Raw genomic sequence first — 16,524 nt, forward strand, 5'->3', positions numbered from 1 at the left:
TATAAAAACAGGTTTACAATTTGTCAAGTTATCCTCGCGCTTCCGTTAACATACAAAAAAACGACCGCATCCCGCGATGCAGTCGTTTTTTGTATGTTCAATTCTCGCGATGCCAACGATCTTTCGGCGGCACATCACCGCTCGGTGAAGGCGGGGTTTCCGGTCCCGGCTTCGGAGCGACCGGCGGCGCCGGCGGCGGTTGCCGCCACGGCTGTTCGGCCGTCGGATCCGGAAGCGGCGGCGCTTCGACCGCGGTTCCGTCATCGAAATCTTCCGCCTGCGGTGCTCCCGGCGGCGGCGTAATCGATTTGTATTTGAAAAGGTTGGCGACCTGCTTGGAGTCGATTGTTTCGACTTCTAAAAGCGCCTGCGCCATCGCTTCCAATACGTCTCTGTTTTCGAGCAGCAGCTTTTTGGTTTCCGCGTAGGCTTCTTCCGCGTATTTACGCATTTCCTCGTCAATCGCGGTGGCGATATCTTCACCGTAGTTGCGTTCGGAGCCGAGTTGCTTGCCAAGGAAAATCTGTTCCTGATGTTCCCCGAACGTGATCGGTCCCAAGCGTGGGCTCATGCCCCAACGCATAATCATATTGCGCAAAATCTGAGTGACGCGTTCCAAATCGTTGGACGCGCCGGAGGAGATATCATTGAACGTGATTTCCTCCGCCACGCGGCCGCCCATCAAGACGCGAATTTCAGATAAGAGTTGCGATTTGGTAATGTACGCGCGCTCTTCCTGCGGTAGCGTCATGGTATAGCCGCCTGCTTGCCCGCGCGGCACGATGGTTACTTTGTGAACCTTATCCGCGTCCGGCATCAGCTCGGCGATAATCGCGTGCCCCGATTCGTGGTAGGCCGTGATTTTGCGTTCCCGTTCGCTCACGACGTGGCTACGACGTTCCGGACCGTAGGCGACTTTTTCACTCGCTTCTTCGAGTTCCGCCATGCCGATTGTTTTCTTGTTTTGCCGCGCCGCCAACAGCGCCGCTTCGTTCAAGAGGTTGGCCAGATCCGCGCCGGTAAAGCCCGGCGTTTTCTTGGCGATAATTTTAAGGTCGATATCGCCTTCCAAAGGTTTATTTTTCGCGTGAACTTTCAGAATCGCTTCCCGTCCGCGCAAATCCGGACGGCTGACTACGACCTGACGGTCAAAACGGCCCGGACGCAAAAGCGCCGGATCCAAAATATCCGGTCGGTTCGTCGCCGCGAGCGTAATGATGCCTTCGTTCGCGCCGAAACCGTCCATCTCGACCAAGAGCTGGTTCAGCGTTTGTTCGCGTTCGTCATGACCGCCGCCGAGGCCGGAGCCGCGCTGGCGACCAACCGCGTCGATTTCATCGATGAAGACGATACAGGGCGCGTTCTTCTTCGCTTGAACAAACAAATCACGGACACGTGACGCGCCGACGCCGACAAACATTTCGACGAAGTCCGAACCGCTGATACTGAAAAACGGCACATTCGCTTCGCCGGCTACGGCTTTCGCCAAAAGCGTTTTACCGGTACCGGGCGGGCCGAAGAGCAAAATGCCTTTCGGAATTTTCGCGCCGATCGCGTTATATTTACCCGGGTGTTTCAGAAAATCAACGACTTCCGTCAATTCCTGTTTGGCTTCTTCTTCGCCGGCGACATCGGCAAAAGTGACATGTACTTTGCCTTCTTCATGCATTTTCGCGCGCGACTTGCCGAAGTTCATCACGCGACCGCCGCCGCCCTGCGTTTGGTTCATGATAAAGAACCAGACGCCGATCAAAAGCAAAATCGGCAACAGCGAAGTCAACATGCCCAACCACCAGGACGGTTGTTCCGGCGGCTTGGCCTGAATGGTCACGTTGTTGGCGCGTAAAATCGGCAACAACTGCGCATCATTATCCGGCGCGTAGGTGGTAAATTCCGTGCCGTTTTTAAGCTTACCGCTAATGGAATTATTCGTCAGTGTGACATATTCCACATTTTTCTGCTCGACTTGCGTCAAGAAATTCGAATACGTAAGATCCGATTTCTTTTCCTGCGGCTCCACGAAGTTCGTAAACATCGACACCGCAATAATAATCAGCAGAACGTACAAGCTGACGTTTTTAATAAATCGATTCAAATGACTTCCCCTTTCCCATGGGTCAATTCCCAACAGAATGTCATTTCATTTTATCATGATGAGAATTTTTTTACAATTATGATTCGTAGTACTCCGGTTTGAGAACACCCACGAACGGAAGGTTGCGATAATTTTCCGCGAAATCCAAGCCGTAGCCGACGACGAATTCATTCGGCACGTCAAAACCGATGTACCGTACGTCGACCTGTTTTTCACGGCGCGACGGCTTGTTCAAAAGAGTAACGAATTCGACGGAGTTGGCGCCGCGCACTTGCAAAATCTCATTCAGATAGTACAACGTCGTGCCCGAGTCGATCATATCCTCCACCACCAGCACGTCGCGGCCGTTAATATCCGTGCTCAAGTCTTTACGGATCTGAATATGCCCCTGCGACTGCGTGCTGTTGCTGTAACTCGAAACCACCATAAAATCGATTTGCACGTCCAAATCGATTTGGCGCATCAAATCGGCCATAAATACCGCGGAACCTTTCAAAATGCCGACTAAAAGCAATTTTTTGCCGCGGTAGTCGTTGGTAATCTCCCGTCCCAATACGGCGACACGGTCGCGAATTTCTTCTTCAGTCACCAGTATTTTGGCGATATTCGGATGCATTATTTGTCCTCCTCTGCACATCAATCGCCAGCCGTTCCGGCCGGTCATTGACCGTTGCAACACCTGAAAAATCATGTAATGTAAAATAATCAAAGGCCGCGTATACGTGCCTGTCGTCGGCGAGCAGCACGACGCTGTCACGACAACGGCGCGGCACTTTACTATCAATAAAATAATCGCTCAATTTTTTCGTGCCGAAAGGAAACGGAATCCGATCGCCCGCGCGGCGGTAACGCAATGTCAAAGGACCGGTCAAAACGCGCGCCGGAATGACCCATGGCGCCGTTTCACCTTCCGCAAGCGCGCGGATCCGCACCCGCAAGTCCCCGAGCGCCAGCGGATCGTCCGCCGTCCGCGTCATCGCTGCTGTTTCCGCAACGACCGCCGCTTGCGGCGACAGCAGCGCATCGGTCGCAGTCAACACCGCCGTCAGACCGTATAAGTTCTGTTCGGTGCCGGTTTCTCCCGTCGCGAACCAAGCGACAAGGCGTTCGGTATGCGCGAACGAAAGCGTTGTACCGCTTTCTTCTCGCCACAACTTGCGAACGACGCGCCGTTGCAATGCGTTCGGCAAGTCGTTGAACGCGCCGCGGGAAACAACAATAGTTTCCGCTTCACGCCGCGTGATTTGAGTGAGAACATCGACAATGACATTATCCAAATACTCGTCATCCGCGGCGGCCGTCGTCGCGAGCTGTACCAAATGTTCGCGAATGCGCGGATTATATTGCGCAAGATGTGGCAGCACTTCATGACGCAATGCGTTTCGCAAATAGGTCGTATCCGTATTCGTCTCATCCATACAGGGCGTGTACGGAAAATGCGTCAAATAGGTTTCGATTTCCGCCCGCGTGACGCCGAGAAACGGACGCACGATATGGCCGTTTCTCGCCCGCATGCCGCCAAGCCCCGTCAGGCCCGTGCCGCGCAATACATGATGAAGCACGGTTTCCGCCTGATCATCGGCATGATGCGCCACGGCAAGCAAGGTATATTCCTCTTGCTCGCGCAACTGTTCAAGCGATCGGTAACGCAATGCCCGCGCCGCGGTTTCGACCGATTCGCCGGTCGTTTGCACCGCCCGCGGCACATCGGCGTCCAACCGGTAGAAGGGCAATTTCAAGTCTTGCGCCAAGGCGCGCACGAATTTGACTTCCGCATCCGCCGCCGCGCGTAAATGGTGATGCACATACGCGAGTCCCGCGGTGATGTGAAACTCTTCTTGCGCCGCCGCCAGGTAGAGCGCGAGGGCCAGCGAATCCGGTCCGCCGCTGCAACCGATCAAGATGGCGTCGCCCGGAGCAAACAGCGCCTCCCCCCACACGAAAGCATTGACTTTTGCGACAAAATCCGTCACAAGAGATAAGCCTCCCGATAGATTCCTTCGAGTAAATCCCGATCGCTTACGGTAATTTCCGGCAGCGCAAAATATTCCAGTAAACTTTCCGCGATGACCGCGCCCGCTACGATAATATCCGCCCGCTCGCGCGCCAACCCGGGCAGCTTCGTGCGCTCTTCATACGACATGCCCGTCAGACGCTCACGCAGCGCGTGCAGATCCTCATACGCGAGCACGTAGCCCTGCACTTTTTCGGCGTCATACGGTTCGAGTTCCAACAGCATCGAGACAATACTCGTCATCGTGCCGCCGACGCCGATCCAGCTTTTCACGCCTTGCACTTCGGTTGTTTCTTCTTTCAATACAGCAAAGCAATGTTTTTTCAATTCGGCGATACCGCGCGGCGTCATCATGTCAAAATCGCGTGTACCGCGCACCGCTCCCAGGGGCATGCTCACCGCCGCGCCGAGATCACCGCCGAAACCGACGCCGATTTCCGTGCTGCCGCCGCCGATATCGACGACCGCCGTCACCAGACTGTTTGTCTTGACCGCGCCGAGATAGCCGTAACGCGCTTCGTCGACGCCGCTGATAATACGTACCGGCGCCCCGATGAGCTGAGCCACTTGCCGCGCAAACACTTCGCCGTCGCTCGCCTCACGCAGCGCATTCGTACCGACAACCGTCCATCGTTCGGCGCCCGCTTCGCGCGCTTCGTCAACGAGTTCCCGAATACCTGCCAAGGTGCGATTTTTCGCCGCCTCATTGAGAGGGCTGCCCGCCGCCAAGCCGTCGCCGAGCCGCGTCGCCCGAATATCTTTCCGCAATGTGGTCGTCTGATCTTCCACTGTTTCCGCGACCAGTAAACGTACCGAATTCGTGCCGATATCCAGTACCGCCTGTTTCATAGTTGCCTCCTATAAAAAAAGCACCCTTTGCAGGATGCCCGGTTATTAACCGTTAATCGGACCGTCGCGCGCCGCGTCCGCCGCGTTTGGATTCGGTGTTACGCTTCAAATCACTCAGGCGTTCATCGCTGTCTTTCAGGAACCGGCTGAGTTTATCTTCAAACGAGCTCGGTCCTTGGGAACGACGGTTGCCGCCGCGTCTCGCCGCGGGCGGTCGCCGATCGGCATAGGGCGCATTCCCCGCGTCATTGCGGCGCGGTGCCCGCCCGCTCGTCGTCTGCGGTCGCGGCTGAGCCCGCTTCATCGAAAGAGCGATTTTGCCGTTGGCGTCCATCGAAACGACTTTGACTGTGACTTTCTGATCTACCGTTAAATACTCGTTGATGTCGCTGACGTACTCATGCGCCACCTCTGAAATATGCACCAATCCTACCTTTTTGTCCGGCAGTTCGACAAATGCCCCGAACTTCGCCAAGCCCGTGACAACTCCTTCAACTATGCTTCCGACTGTTACGCTCATGCGTTGATAATATCCTCCTTATATAACAACTGAATAAGTATCTTTATTATACGAAATAATCCGTTTGCATGCAATGTTAGCGGATATAGGGGACTTCGTTGGGTTTTACCAAACCGAGTTGCTCCCGCGCTTCCTTCTCCACCGCCTTCGGATCGTTATATTTCGCTTTTTCCGCCTCCAGCTCACGCTGTTCGGTCTCCAACTGCTGCTGTTGTTGTTCGACGCGAATCATTTCCTGATGCAATTCGCAGTATTTCAAACCCCTTTCGACAAGAAATCCGACAACGAGGAGGATGAGGATACCGAAGACTATATATTTTATATTTTTCCACCATGGTGACGACTTGCGATGCCTCACCGGCGGTTGGTTTGAAAGCGGCGCTTGGGCGGGATGTATCCGCGGCGGTCTCTGCGGGTTATATTTGGTCATTGCGATTCCCTTTCTGTACGCGTTCATTGTACCATACTCCATCGTATTTAGCGCAATAAAAAACGTCCCCGCAGGGACGTTTTTTAGCAGGTCGATTATTTCAGTTCGACTTTTGCGCCGGCTTCTTCGAGCTTCGCTTTCAAAGCTTCCGCATCTTCTTTGGAAACGCCTTCTTTGACGTTGCCCGGAGCACCGTCAACGAGAGCTTTCGCTTCTTTCAGGCCCAAGCCGGTCGCTTCGCGAACGACTTTAATAACTTTCAGTTTGGACGCGCCGACTTCAGCGAGTACAACGTCAAATTCGGATTTTTCTTCCGCTACCGCGCCGGCTGCTGCCGGGCCCGCTGCCGCTACCGCTACCGGAGCCGCTGCCGAAACACCGAATTTTTCTTCCATAGCTTTTACGAGATCGGCGAGTTCGAGAACCGACATCTCTTCAATGGCTTGCATAAGTTCTTCTTTAGTCATTATAATTCCTCCTTAAATGAATCCGCTAATTAAGCGCTTTCTTTTTGTTTGCGAATCGCCTCGAGTACATACACGAGGTTGGTAATGTTGCCCTGCAGGCAACGTACAAAGCCGGTAATCGGCGCCTGCATGCTGCCGACCACTTTGGCCAAGAGCACTTCACGGCTCGGCAAGTCAGCCAGATGCTGCACTTCGTCGACACCGATGACCGCGCCTTCGAGCAGACCCGCTTTTACGGTGATCGCTTCGCTCTTTGTTTCGTCGATAAATTCTTTGAGTGCTTTCGCCGGCGCAACCGCGTCGGATTCCGAGATCGCAATCGCGTTCGGACCGGTCAATTGATCGGCGAATTCTCCCAAGCCCAGGTCGTTGGCCGCAATCGCGGTCAAGGTATTTTTAATAACCTGATAGTGAACGCCGTGTTCCAAGAATTTGCGACGTAATTGGGTGGCGGTCGCTACGTTCAAGCCGACATATTCGACCAAAACGGCGCCTTTCGCGTTTTCCAATTTCCCGCGCATTTCATCAATGACTTGCTTTTTTTGCGGTGTTCCTGCCAATGGTGACACCTCCTTTTGTGAAAGATTTTTTATATTTAGCACGTTAGCTAAGAAAAAACGACCCCGCTTGTGACGAGGTCGCGCACCGAAACTTCGCGGTTTCGGTACTCAGCCTCGGGTGGCGGACAACGTCCATTATATATACAACCACCGGTCTTAAGCTAAGTGTAAATAGTAAGATCAGTCTTCCTTCGGTGCATCCACTTTGGTCGGATCCAAAGTCACACCCGGTCCCATGGTCGAGCTCAAAGTGACGGATTTCATATACTGTCCTTTGATCGACGCCGGACGCGCTTTCGCGATACGATCGAAGATCGCGCGAATGTTGTCACGCAATTGGTCTTCGCTGAAAGACGCTTTGCCGACCGACAGCTGGATGTTGCCCGCTTTATCGGTGCGGTATTCGACTTTACCCGCTTTGACTTCCCGGACCGCTTTGGTAACGTCCATGGTGACAGTGCCGACTTTCGGGTTCGGCATGAGGCCTTTCGGACCCAATACTTTACCCAAACGGCCGACGAAGGCCATCATGTCCGGGGTAGCGACAACAACATCAAAGTCGAGCCAGCCGCCCTGGATTTTGGCAACGAGTTCTTCGCCGCCTACAAAGTCCGCGCCGGCATCTTCCGCTTCCTGCACTTTGGCACCTTTCGCAAACACGAGAACGCGTTTCGTTTTACCGGTACCATGCGGCAATACCATTGCGCCGCGGATCTGCTGATCCGCATATTTCGGATCGACATTCAAATTGAATGCGAGTTCGATTGTTTCATCAAATTTAGCCGTTGCCGTTTGTTTTATCAACGACACCGCTTCGTCCAACCCGTACTGCGTATTGCGGTCGACGAGAGCGGAGGCCTGTTTACTGCGTTTTGTCAGTTTAGCCATGTTTCCTCCTAATAAGGTTCGTAAGAACCGCTTACTCTTCTACCGTAATACCCATGCTGCGGGCTGTGCCTTCGACCATCATCATCGCCGCTTCCACGTCGTTGGCGTTGAGGTCGGGCATTTTCATTTCCGCGATTTCGCGAACTTGCTGTTTCGTTACTTTGCCGACTTTGTTTTTATTCGGCTCACCGGACGCTTTTTCCAAACCGGCTGCTTTTTTCAATAAAACAGCGGCCGGCGGCGTTTTGGTGATGAACGTGAACGAACGGTCTTCGTATACGGTAATTTCTACCGGAATAATCAGACCTTGCTGTTTGGCGGTACGGGCGTTAAATTCCTGTACGAACGCCATAATGTTCACACCTGCCTGACCGAGGGCCGGACCTACCGGCGGTGCCGGAGTAGCCTTACCTGCTTCGACCTGCAGTTTGACGAATTTCGATACTTTCTTTGCCATGTCTTACACCTCCTTATTGCGTAAGATGTGGTGCCAACGAGCCAAAGCTCTCCCACCCGCGCTTGCGCGCGTCATTTAGAGTGTATATCAGGCGCGGCCTCAAATTGGGTCGCATCCAACTCTACCGGGGTAGCGCCGCCGAACATGTTCAGCAGCACGCGGATCCGGCCTTTGTCCGGAAGCACTTCCGTGACGTTCGCCATCTGATCCGTAAAAGCGCCCTGGGTAATGCGAATTTTATCGCCGACCTTGACGGTCAACTTCGCTACCGGCGCCGCTTGCTCTTCCTGACCGTGTAAAACGCGGGCGACTTCTTCGTCGCTCAGCGGAATCGGCTTGGTCGCCGTGCCGACAAAACCCGTGACTCCGGGCGTGTTGCGCACGACATACCAGCTGCGGTCATTGACTTCCATTTCCACCAGCACATAGCCCGGAAAGACTTTGCGCTGGACAATTTTTTTATTGCCGTCCTTGATATCGACTTCTTCCTGCATCGGTACCAGGATCTGACGAATCGTATCCGTCATGCCCAAGGATTGAACTTTTAATTCCAAGTTCGTTTTGACCTTGTTTTCATATCCGGAATAGGTATGAATCACATACCACTTGATGTCGGACGCCATACTGCCTCCTTACATCGCTCCGGCAAGAACACCGGCGAACAATTTATAGAATCCCGTGAAGACGAAATCGACTGCCATGATCAGCAGGCTAATGAAGGCAACCGTGATCAAAACCACAATCGTGTAACGCACCAATTCATTCTTCGTCGGCCATACCACTTTTTTCATTTCCTGTCGTACGCCGCGGAAAAAGGACGTTACGCCTTGCTGCTGTACTTGTGTGTTTTGTCTTGCCATCGTTTCCTCCGCTCCTCGAGAGTTGCTTGCGAAACCTTATTTGGTTTCGCGATGCAACGTTTGTTTTTTACAGAATTTGCAATACTTGTTGAGTTCCAGACGTTCCGTCGTGTGTTTTTTGTTTTTATTCGTCTGGTAGTTGCGTTGCTTGCATTCGGTGCAAGCCAGTGTTACCGCGTCGCGCATTGTGACACCTCACTTACTTCAACTGACTGCGACGGTTCGCGTCGAGTGATAATTATCGGATTTTACCGTCAATACATGCTTATATACTTTACCACATTTCATATACCATGTCAAACGGTGATGCCCCCGTTGCAAGCTGCCACGACGGCCTTTCGCAAGGGGATCAAACCACGCTTTTTCAGCGGGCGCATGAGCGCCGCAACGGAAAAATCGAAAGCCCTCCGAGCGAGGGCTTTTTGCTTACGCGTTTTTGGCAAGCTCGGTCAGCTTGGTGAACGCGGCCGGATCTTGAATGGCCATGTCGGAAAGCATCTTGCGGTTGATCGTGACACCCGCTTTGTTCAAGCCGGCGATCAAAGTGTTGTAATTCATGCCGTTCAGGCGGGCCGCCGCATTAATACGGGCGATCCAGAGACGACGGAATTCGCGTTTTTTCTGGCGACGGTCGCGGCGCGCATACGCCAGCGAGTGCATAACCGATTCGTTCGCTTTTTTGAACTGGCGATTGCGAGCACCACGATAGCCTTTCGCTAATTTTAAAATTTTTTTATGACGACGGCGTGCAGTCACGCCTTTTTTTACTCGTGCCATGAATGATTTCCTCCTGTCTTAGCCGTTCGGCAACATACGTTCCACGCGTTTTTGATCCGCTTTGCTGATCGTTGCGGCTTTACGCAACTGACGCAGGCGTTTCGGCGTCTTCTTCTCTAAGATATGACTTTTGTATGCTTTCGAACGTTTGAATTGGCCGGTACCCGTTTTCTTGAAACGTTTAGCGGCGGAGCGTTTGGTTTTAATTTTCGGCATAATAAGCCTCCTTATTTACTTTTCGGTACTAACATCATCGTCATGTTGCGGCCTTCGAGTTTCGGACCGCGTTCCTGATCGGCCAACTCTTTGAGTTCATCGGCGAACCGGACTAAGAGTTGTTCACCCAATTCCGGGTGACTGAGTTCACGGCCGCGGAACATGATCGTGACTTTGACCTTGCTTTCGTCTTCTAAGAAACGAATCGCGTTTTTCATCTTGACATAGAAGTCGTGGTCCTCGATATTCGGACGCAGCTTGACTTCCTTTAACGTGATGACTTTTTGCTTCTTGCGTGCTTCTTTTTCGCGTTTCTGCTGTTCGTAACGGTACTTGCCGTAATTCATCAGACGGCAAACCGGCGGACGGCCTTGCGGCGCGACCTCGACCAAATCCAAGCCGTGCTCTTCGGCGATCGCCAAGGCCTCGCGCTGCGACATGACTCCCAGCTGTTCGTTATCCTCGCTGACTAGCCGTACTTCGCGGGCACGAATTTGTTCGTTGATACGCAATTCTTTGCTAATGGGGTTTCACCTCCTGAAAATGCATTGGAAACCTAATCAAGCAAAATAAAAAACGGACGGCAAGATGCCATCCGTCCTGTTCCATCTGCGGAAACCCTAGTAACTTCGCGTCGTGTAGGGTGAGAAGCGGATGACTTCTACTTGATCATTACTGACTAATGATACCAAACAAAAAAGATTCTGTCAACCCCCCTTTGGGGAAGAGCGTATCTTTTTCAGTTCGTTCAGTATAGAAAATTCTCCGCAACTTGTCAAGCATTCGCCGCCGTCGTATACTGACCGCAAGGAAACGCGCCGCCCTAAAGGCGCGCGATCGTTTCATCCGTCCGAAAAAAACGCCGGACCGTTGTTATTTTTTACATGAAGGAGTTCGCATGTCATCCGCTACCGAAGTCGTAGGCATTATCGCCGAATACAACCCGCTGCATCAGGGCCATGTCGCCCAAATCAATGCCGTGCGTAAAGCATTCGGCGAGGCGCCGCTCGTGATCGCGCTCACGGGCTCATTCGTACAGCGCGGCGAGCCCGCCGTAGCCGATCCGTGGACACGAGCGCATTGGGCGCTGCGCGCCGGCGCGGACTTGGTGGTGGAACTGCCCGCGGTATTCGCGCTGCGCAGCGCGGAACATTTCGCGGCGGGCGGCGTGCGAATGCTGCACGCTCTCGGCGTGACAACCTTGGTGTGCGGCGCGGAAAATCCCGACCTCACGGCCTTGAAAAAACTGGCCGGCGGTCCGAATCCGACCGCGTTACAGACGGCATTAGCGCGGGGATTAAGTTATCCCGCCGCCATGGAAGCCGCGTTCGCCGCCACCGATCCTGACATCGCGCCGCTTTTACGCACACCGAATAACATTTTAGCCGCCGGCTACCTGCGCGCCATCGAGCGCTATGCGCCGTCGCTCCGTTTACTGCCCTTACTGCGCGAACGCTCGGACAATGCGGCGGGTATCGCGGGGATTTCCGGAAGCGCCGTGCGCGCGCAATTACGCGAGGGTCTTGTGCCACGCGATATGCTGCCCGCGTATACCTATGACGATCTTACGGAAGCCTTGCGAGCGGGCGTACTCCCGCAGCCCGAACGGTATGAACTGCTCTCGCTGCACGCGCTTCGTCTGCTGACGCCCGCGACGCTCGCCAACCTGGGGGAATTTTCCGAAGGTTTGGAAGATCGCTGGTACGCGGCGCGCGGCGCGGCGACGCTTGCGGAGTTTTGGGCCGATGTCAAAACCAAACGCTATCCGCAGACGCGGCTTTCCCGTTTGCTGGTACAGGTACTGCTCGGCATGCGTCGACAGGATTTAAACGATGCCGCAAAAACCGGTCCGGCTTGGATCTATCCGCTCGCTTTTACCGCGCGCGGAGCGGCCTTGTTGCGAAACGTCACGCTACCCGTTCTCGACCGCTACGGCAAAATGCGCAAAACGTTGCCGCCGCAAGTCGTCAACCGGCTCGCGTATGATGAGCGCGCCACCGATTTGGCGGCGCTTTGCTGCGCCAACCCGGAATACCGCGCGGGCGGCGCGCGCTTTTATCGCCGCCCCGTGACGATGAATGAGGAGGCGCAATGAAACAATTATGGACCACTTTTACGCACGACAAAATGCTCATCATCGCATCCGTCATCGCATTTCTGACGATGCTGATCGTGCCGCCCGACAGAACCTACCTCTCGTACTTTAACGGCCGCACGCTGGTATCCATCTGGCTCTTGATAATGATCATCGCCGGTTTGCGCCGCAACCATTTTTTTCGTTGGCTCGCCCGTCGTCTGCTGCAGATCGGCGACAAGGCGCATCACGTGGTGCTCGCGCTGCTGTTTTTCGCTTTCGCCATGGCGACCTTCGTCACGAATGATGTCGCGATCTTCATCACTTTACCGCTCGCAATGCATACCTTGCGCGGCGCGGGATTGATGCAATACGGCGCGTTCGTCGCGGTGCTGGTCGGTCTCGCCGCCAACCGCGGCAGCATGCTGACGCCGATCGGCAATCCGCAAAATATGTTTTTATTTTCCGCGACCCAACTGACCGCACTGGAAATTCTCAAAACAACCGGCCCGTTCGCGCTGATCGCCGCGTTTCTCATGTACCGACGCGTCAGCACGCGTTTGCCGCATACTCCGATCGTCACTCAGGAATTCAAACCGTTGTCGGCGCAATCCAAACGCAACATCGCGCTCTATCTCGGCGCGTTGCTCGTCGCCCTGCTCGCGATCGGCAATGTGTTGCCTCTGTATCCTACGGCGGGCGTGCTCTTTATTTTGACCTATCTCATCTACCCTCACACGCATCGCCACGTGGATTACGGTCTGCTGCTCACGCTGTGCGCGTTTTTTGTCATCGCCGGCAACGCCGTCCGCATGGATTGGCTCGCCGCCTATATTGTGCCGCTGCTGACGCGCTTGCCGTTTACCACCGCGCTCGTCTTGAGTCAATTCATCAGCGATGTGCCGACCGCGATTTTACTCGAACCGTTCGGCGCGCCGCCGCGCTCTCTTTTGCTCGGCGTGAATCTCGGCGCGTGGGGAAGCCCTGTCGCCAGTCTCGCGAGCCTCATCGTTTTCCGCCTCTACAAACGGGAAAAAGAAACGTATCCGCCCGCGTTTTGGCCGAATTTCATCCGTTGCAACGCGCGCTTTTTCTTCCCGGGACTGCTGCTCGCGCTGTTGCTCGGCTATCGTTAAGTCGCTGTTCGCGCCACAAAAAAGAACCGTCCCCGGTTCTTTTTTTATTCCGTTTTTTCGCGCAACCAGACGCGATCATTGCCGTCGATCTCCAACAATTCGACCGCTACGTCCTCGCGCTCGGCGGTCGGCACATTTTTACCGACATAATCCGCTCGAATGGGCAGTTCCCGATGACCGCGATCCACCAACACCGCCAGCTGAATGGCGCGCGGACGTCCCATCGCCATGATGGCGTTCAGCGCACTGCGCACCGTTCGCCCCGTATAAAGCACGTCGTCCACCAGCAGCACGAGTTTGCCGTTCACATCGATCGGCGGCAAGCTGCTTTGCGCCGGCGCGGCTTTTTCATCATCGCGAAAGGCTGTCACGTCCAACGCGTAGACCGCGACCTTCACCCCTTCGATGGCTTCCACTTGACGCGCCAGACGTTCGGCGAGCGGCTCCCCGCGCGTTTCGATACCGATAAACACGGCGTCTTCCAAGCCGCGGTTGCGTTCCAAGCATTCATGTCCGATGCGCCGCACGACGCGCCGTATCGTTTCGGCATCGAGCAGTAAAGTTTTATTTTTCCACATTACGCTTCCTCCCGGGCCTTCGTCAGGCACGCGGCAAAATCGTCCGGCCACGGCGCGGTCACGGTGATCCGTTCGCCGTCCGCCGGTCGGTCAAATGAAAGTTCGGCGGCGTGCAACGCCTGTCCTTCGATCGGAAATCGATCGCGTTTGCGTCCGTAGAGCGGATCCTGCACGATCGGATACCCGATATAGGATAAATGCACGCGAATCTGATGCGTCCTTCCCGTTTCGAGCGCCAAACGCAGCAGCGCGTAATGCGGCATGCGTTCGACTACCGTAAAATGCGTCGTCGCGTCGCGTCCGTCAGGCAGCACCGCCTGACGCAACCGGTCGCGCGCGTCCCGTCCGAGCGCCAATTTGATAATGCCGCGCTCGTTCGAGGGATTGCCGTGCACCAGCGCATAGTAAATCCGTCCCGCCGAGTGCGCGCGGATTTGCGCCTGCAGGCTGTCGCGGCCGCGCGGCGTTTTCGCCGCCACCAACAGTCCGGACGTATCCCGATCCAAACGATGCACGATGCCCGGTCGGATCGGATCGCTCATTTCCGCCAGATGCCCATTGGTGTAAAAGAGCAGCGCGTTGACAAGTGTTCCGTCCGCGTGTCCCGGCGACGGATGCACCACCATGCCACGCGCTTTATTGATCACTACGACATCTTCATCTTCGTAACGCACATCCAGCGGAATATTTTGCGGCTCCGGCAAGGCTTCCAATTTCGGCGTATACTCCGCCGTCACGAACATGCCCTCGCGCAAAACGGTATTCGCTTTGGCCGGCGCGCCTTCCACGGTCACCGCGCCCGATTTGCATAATTTTTGCGCCGCCGAACGCGAGACATCGAGCACCATCGCCAACCATACATCAAGGCGCGTTTTTTCCGCCGCGGCATCCGTTACCCATTCATACATCACGCATTACCTCGCCGCCAAAAGAAGAGGCAAAAGCACGCCACCGCGACGCAAATCGCGATATCCGCCACATTGAAAATCGGCCACACGCGCAAGTCGAAAAAGTCCGTGACGCCGCCCTGATAAAACCGATCCCAGGCATTACCGAGCGCGCCGCCCAGCAGCAGGCCGACCGCGATCGAAAAATATTTCGGTTCACGCGGAATACGTTCTCTGTACCAAAAGAAAAGCGCGAATAAAATCGCCACCACCAAGAGAAAAAACCATTGCTGATGCGCCAAAATGCCGAAGGCCGCGCCGTGGTTTTCTATATATGTCCAATGCCACACGTTCGGAATGACGGGAATGCTTTCTCCGAGCTCCATCGTCGCGCGCACATAATATTTCGTCAATTGGTCGAGCATAATCACAACCAACGCTACCCAAAAAGTCATCCGAGCATAACTCCTTCATTTATATTTCAATAGCTTATTATAGCATATCCGCGTCACGGTCCCTTCCGCGCCCGCCGATCGCCATTTTATTTTTCGTACAAAAAAACGCCCCGCGGGGCGTTTTTTAATCCAATACGTAAACTTCTACATTACGACGTCCGTATCGGTAACATTCGTCGTACGTTTCCATGCATAAGTCAATCCGATTGCCGATAATCGCGCCGCCGGTATCCGCAGCGATCGCTTCGCCGTACCCCGGAACAAACACGCGCGTGCCCATCGGAATCACATTCGGGTCGACCGCTACCACGCCATAACAAGCTTTCATGCCGCTCGCGGTAATCCCGCGACCGTCGCCGTCCATCGGATGATACGCTGTCGCTTCCATGTTGATCACTTTCGTGAATCGGATATCACCGCGGCTGGTATTGACGACATCACGCGTGCCGACTTGCACCACCTGATCCACCGCCGGTTGCAACGGTTGCGACTCCAACGGCACGCGGCCGACTTCACGACCGTCTACCGTAAGCACGCGGTACTTCGTTTTTTGTTTCCCGTTCACACCCGCCTGCGTCACTTTTTCCGCGCCGGCGAACATGCGGTCATTGGGTTCCCGAATAATCTTGAAAGGAACTTCTTCATCGACCGTGATTTCCGAAGTCGTGTACTTACCGACCGGAATTTCCATACCGGCTTTGACCGGAGTATCCGCCGGAATCAGCGTCACATATTCCGCCGGGTCATAGCCCGCTTCCGTGATCGCCTGCGCAGCGGTCTTACCCGCCGACATCGTCGCTTTTACTTCCGCGCCTTCCCGAATGCTGATCGGAACGGCACGACGCACGGTCAATACGGAGCCGTCAACGAGCTTTTCCGTATTCAGATCCACTTTGTCATATTCATTTAACACGATATGCGCATCATACATAATGCCTGCTGTGGATTGCGCTGCTGTGCGAACGGTCTGCTGTCTGCCGTCAACCATAACGGTGAGCGTCCGCGGCTGCATAGAAAAGCCGACCATCGACACGACCATGATGACGAAAACGCAGAACAAAAGGACCGGATGGGTCCCCCATTTTTTCCAATTTGTCCTCATACAGTAACCTCCAACACGGGAATTCTACCATGCGTGGACAGTTCTGTCAAAACTTTTAGGTTTACAATACGGCAAATTAGGGATCAAATGGACTTTTTTCTAATTTTAAAACAAATATTTCCATAAATAGAAATCGACAAAAACAGAGCCCGTGATTCC

The 16,524-nt window shown here is 54.5% G+C and carries 22 protein-coding genes; 2 read left to right on the forward strand and 20 right to left on the reverse strand.

All coding sequences use genetic code 11. The features are described 5' to 3' along the window. Window positions 1-97 precede the first annotated feature (97 nt). The 16 genes from ftsH to infC form a co-directional block, all read right to left on the reverse strand. Window positions 98-2,095: an ATP-dependent zinc metalloprotease FtsH gene (ftsH, locus tag KIB08_RS02380; protein WP_303989117.1), complete on the reverse strand. Its 1,998-nt coding sequence runs from the start codon at window positions 2,093-2,095 to the stop codon at window positions 98-100. A 76-nt stretch (window positions 2,096-2,171) separates the two neighbouring features. Beyond that, complete coding sequence (gene hpt / locus KIB08_RS02385; RefSeq protein ID WP_303989119.1) at window positions 2,172-2,711, reverse strand: hypoxanthine phosphoribosyltransferase; 540 nt, start codon at window positions 2,709-2,711, stop codon at window positions 2,172-2,174. Then, window positions 2,677-4,068 carry a tRNA lysidine(34) synthetase TilS gene (gene tilS, locus KIB08_RS02390; RefSeq protein ID WP_303989121.1) on the reverse strand — a complete coding sequence of 464 codons (1,392 nt, stop codon included), beginning with the start codon at window positions 4,066-4,068 and terminating at the stop codon, window positions 2,677-2,679. Before tilS ends, hpt begins: the two co-directional genes overlap by 35 nt. Next, window positions 4,065-4,958: a Ppx/GppA phosphatase family protein gene (locus tag KIB08_RS02395; protein ID WP_303989124.1), complete on the reverse strand. Its 894-nt coding sequence runs from the start codon at window positions 4,956-4,958 to the stop codon at window positions 4,065-4,067. Before KIB08_RS02395 ends, tilS begins: the two co-directional genes overlap by 4 nt. A 52-nt stretch (window positions 4,959-5,010) precedes the next feature. After that, complete coding sequence (locus tag KIB08_RS02400) at window positions 5,011-5,478, reverse strand: S1 domain-containing RNA-binding protein (protein WP_303989127.1); 468 nt, start codon at window positions 5,476-5,478, stop codon at window positions 5,011-5,013. A gap of 76 nt (window positions 5,479-5,554) precedes the next feature. Next, window positions 5,555-5,950, reverse strand: a complete 396-nt coding sequence (locus KIB08_RS02405) for a septum formation initiator family protein (RefSeq protein WP_368487379.1) — start codon at window positions 5,948-5,950, stop codon at window positions 5,555-5,557. 53 nt (window positions 5,951-6,003) lie between these two features. Continuing rightward, entirely contained in the window at window positions 6,004-6,375 is a 372-nt protein-coding gene (gene rplL / locus KIB08_RS02410) for a 50S ribosomal protein L7/L12 (RefSeq protein ID WP_303989130.1), read from the reverse strand. Window positions 6,376-6,404: 29 nt separating this feature from the next. Then, the gene (gene rplJ, locus KIB08_RS02415; protein ID WP_303989132.1) at window positions 6,405-6,935 is read right to left on the reverse strand and encodes a 50S ribosomal protein L10; all 531 of its coding nucleotides are present in this window, start codon (window positions 6,933-6,935) and stop codon (window positions 6,405-6,407) included. Window positions 6,936-7,115: 180 nt separating this feature from the next. Next, a complete protein-coding gene (gene rplA / locus KIB08_RS02420) occupies window positions 7,116-7,823 on the reverse strand; it encodes a 50S ribosomal protein L1 (RefSeq protein ID WP_303989135.1) in 708 nt (235 codons plus the stop codon). 31 nt (window positions 7,824-7,854) lie between these two features. After that, window positions 7,855-8,280: a 50S ribosomal protein L11 gene (rplK, locus tag KIB08_RS02425; RefSeq protein ID WP_303989138.1), complete on the reverse strand. Its 426-nt coding sequence runs from the start codon at window positions 8,278-8,280 to the stop codon at window positions 7,855-7,857. Window positions 8,281-8,351: 71 nt separating this feature from the next. Further along, the gene (gene nusG / locus KIB08_RS02430; RefSeq protein ID WP_303989140.1) at window positions 8,352-8,903 is read right to left on the reverse strand and encodes a transcription termination/antitermination protein NusG; all 552 of its coding nucleotides are present in this window, start codon (window positions 8,901-8,903) and stop codon (window positions 8,352-8,354) included. A gap of 9 nt (window positions 8,904-8,912) precedes the next feature. Continuing rightward, window positions 8,913-9,140 carry a preprotein translocase subunit SecE gene (gene secE / locus KIB08_RS02435; RefSeq protein ID WP_075939455.1) on the reverse strand — a complete coding sequence of 76 codons (228 nt, stop codon included), beginning with the start codon at window positions 9,138-9,140 and terminating at the stop codon, window positions 8,913-8,915. Between the two features lie 36 nt (window positions 9,141-9,176). Next, window positions 9,177-9,326, reverse strand: a complete 150-nt coding sequence (gene rpmG, locus KIB08_RS02440; RefSeq protein WP_024048583.1) for a 50S ribosomal protein L33 — start codon at window positions 9,324-9,326, stop codon at window positions 9,177-9,179. A gap of 240 nt (window positions 9,327-9,566) precedes the next feature. Further along, window positions 9,567-9,917: a 50S ribosomal protein L20 gene (gene rplT, locus KIB08_RS02445; RefSeq protein ID WP_303989149.1), complete on the reverse strand. Its 351-nt coding sequence runs from the start codon at window positions 9,915-9,917 to the stop codon at window positions 9,567-9,569. An 18-nt stretch (window positions 9,918-9,935) separates the two neighbouring features. After that, on the reverse strand, window positions 9,936-10,133 hold the full coding sequence (gene rpmI, locus KIB08_RS02450) for a 50S ribosomal protein L35 (protein ID WP_303989152.1): 198 nt from the start codon (window positions 10,131-10,133) through the stop codon (window positions 9,936-9,938). Window positions 10,134-10,144: 11 nt separating this feature from the next. After that, the gene (infC, locus tag KIB08_RS02455; protein ID WP_075939452.1) at window positions 10,145-10,645 is read right to left on the reverse strand and encodes a translation initiation factor IF-3; all 501 of its coding nucleotides are present in this window, start codon (window positions 10,643-10,645) and stop codon (window positions 10,145-10,147) included. A gap of 386 nt (window positions 10,646-11,031) precedes the next feature. Between infC and KIB08_RS02460 the strand changes: the two genes are divergently transcribed. Both KIB08_RS02460 and KIB08_RS02465 read left to right on the forward strand, forming a co-directional pair. After that, window positions 11,032-12,228 (forward strand): nucleotidyltransferase family protein, encoded by a 1,197-nt coding sequence (locus KIB08_RS02460; protein WP_303989156.1) that lies wholly within the window; start codon window positions 11,032-11,034, stop codon window positions 12,226-12,228. Then, window positions 12,225-13,343, forward strand: a complete 1,119-nt coding sequence (locus tag KIB08_RS02465; protein ID WP_303989159.1) for an SLC13 family permease — start codon at window positions 12,225-12,227, stop codon at window positions 13,341-13,343. Before KIB08_RS02460 ends, KIB08_RS02465 begins: the two co-directional genes overlap by 4 nt. Before the next feature lie 44 nt (window positions 13,344-13,387). Here KIB08_RS02465 and pyrR read toward each other — a convergent pair whose 3' ends face one another. From pyrR to KIB08_RS02485, 4 genes are all read right to left on the reverse strand, one after another. Continuing rightward, complete coding sequence (gene pyrR, locus KIB08_RS02470) at window positions 13,388-13,921, reverse strand: bifunctional pyr operon transcriptional regulator/uracil phosphoribosyltransferase PyrR (RefSeq protein ID WP_303989162.1); 534 nt, start codon at window positions 13,919-13,921, stop codon at window positions 13,388-13,390. Then, the gene (locus tag KIB08_RS02475; RefSeq protein WP_303989425.1) at window positions 13,921-14,829 is read right to left on the reverse strand and encodes an RluA family pseudouridine synthase; all 909 of its coding nucleotides are present in this window, start codon (window positions 14,827-14,829) and stop codon (window positions 13,921-13,923) included. The genes pyrR and KIB08_RS02475 overlap by 1 nt, the downstream gene beginning before the upstream one ends. Continuing rightward, window positions 14,829-15,263 (reverse strand): signal peptidase II, encoded by a 435-nt coding sequence (gene lspA, locus KIB08_RS02480; RefSeq protein WP_303989164.1) that lies wholly within the window; start codon window positions 15,261-15,263, stop codon window positions 14,829-14,831. Before lspA ends, KIB08_RS02475 begins: the two co-directional genes overlap by 1 nt. A gap of 124 nt (window positions 15,264-15,387) precedes the next feature. Beyond that, complete coding sequence (locus tag KIB08_RS02485) at window positions 15,388-16,365, reverse strand: 3D domain-containing protein (RefSeq protein ID WP_303989167.1); 978 nt, start codon at window positions 16,363-16,365, stop codon at window positions 15,388-15,390. Between the last annotated feature and the right edge of the window lie 159 nt (window positions 16,366-16,524).

It is taken from the genome of Negativicoccus succinicivorans, from assembly GCF_018372215.1.
In the GTDB taxonomy this organism is placed as follows: domain Bacteria; phylum Bacillota; class Negativicutes; order Veillonellales; family Negativicoccaceae; genus Negativicoccus.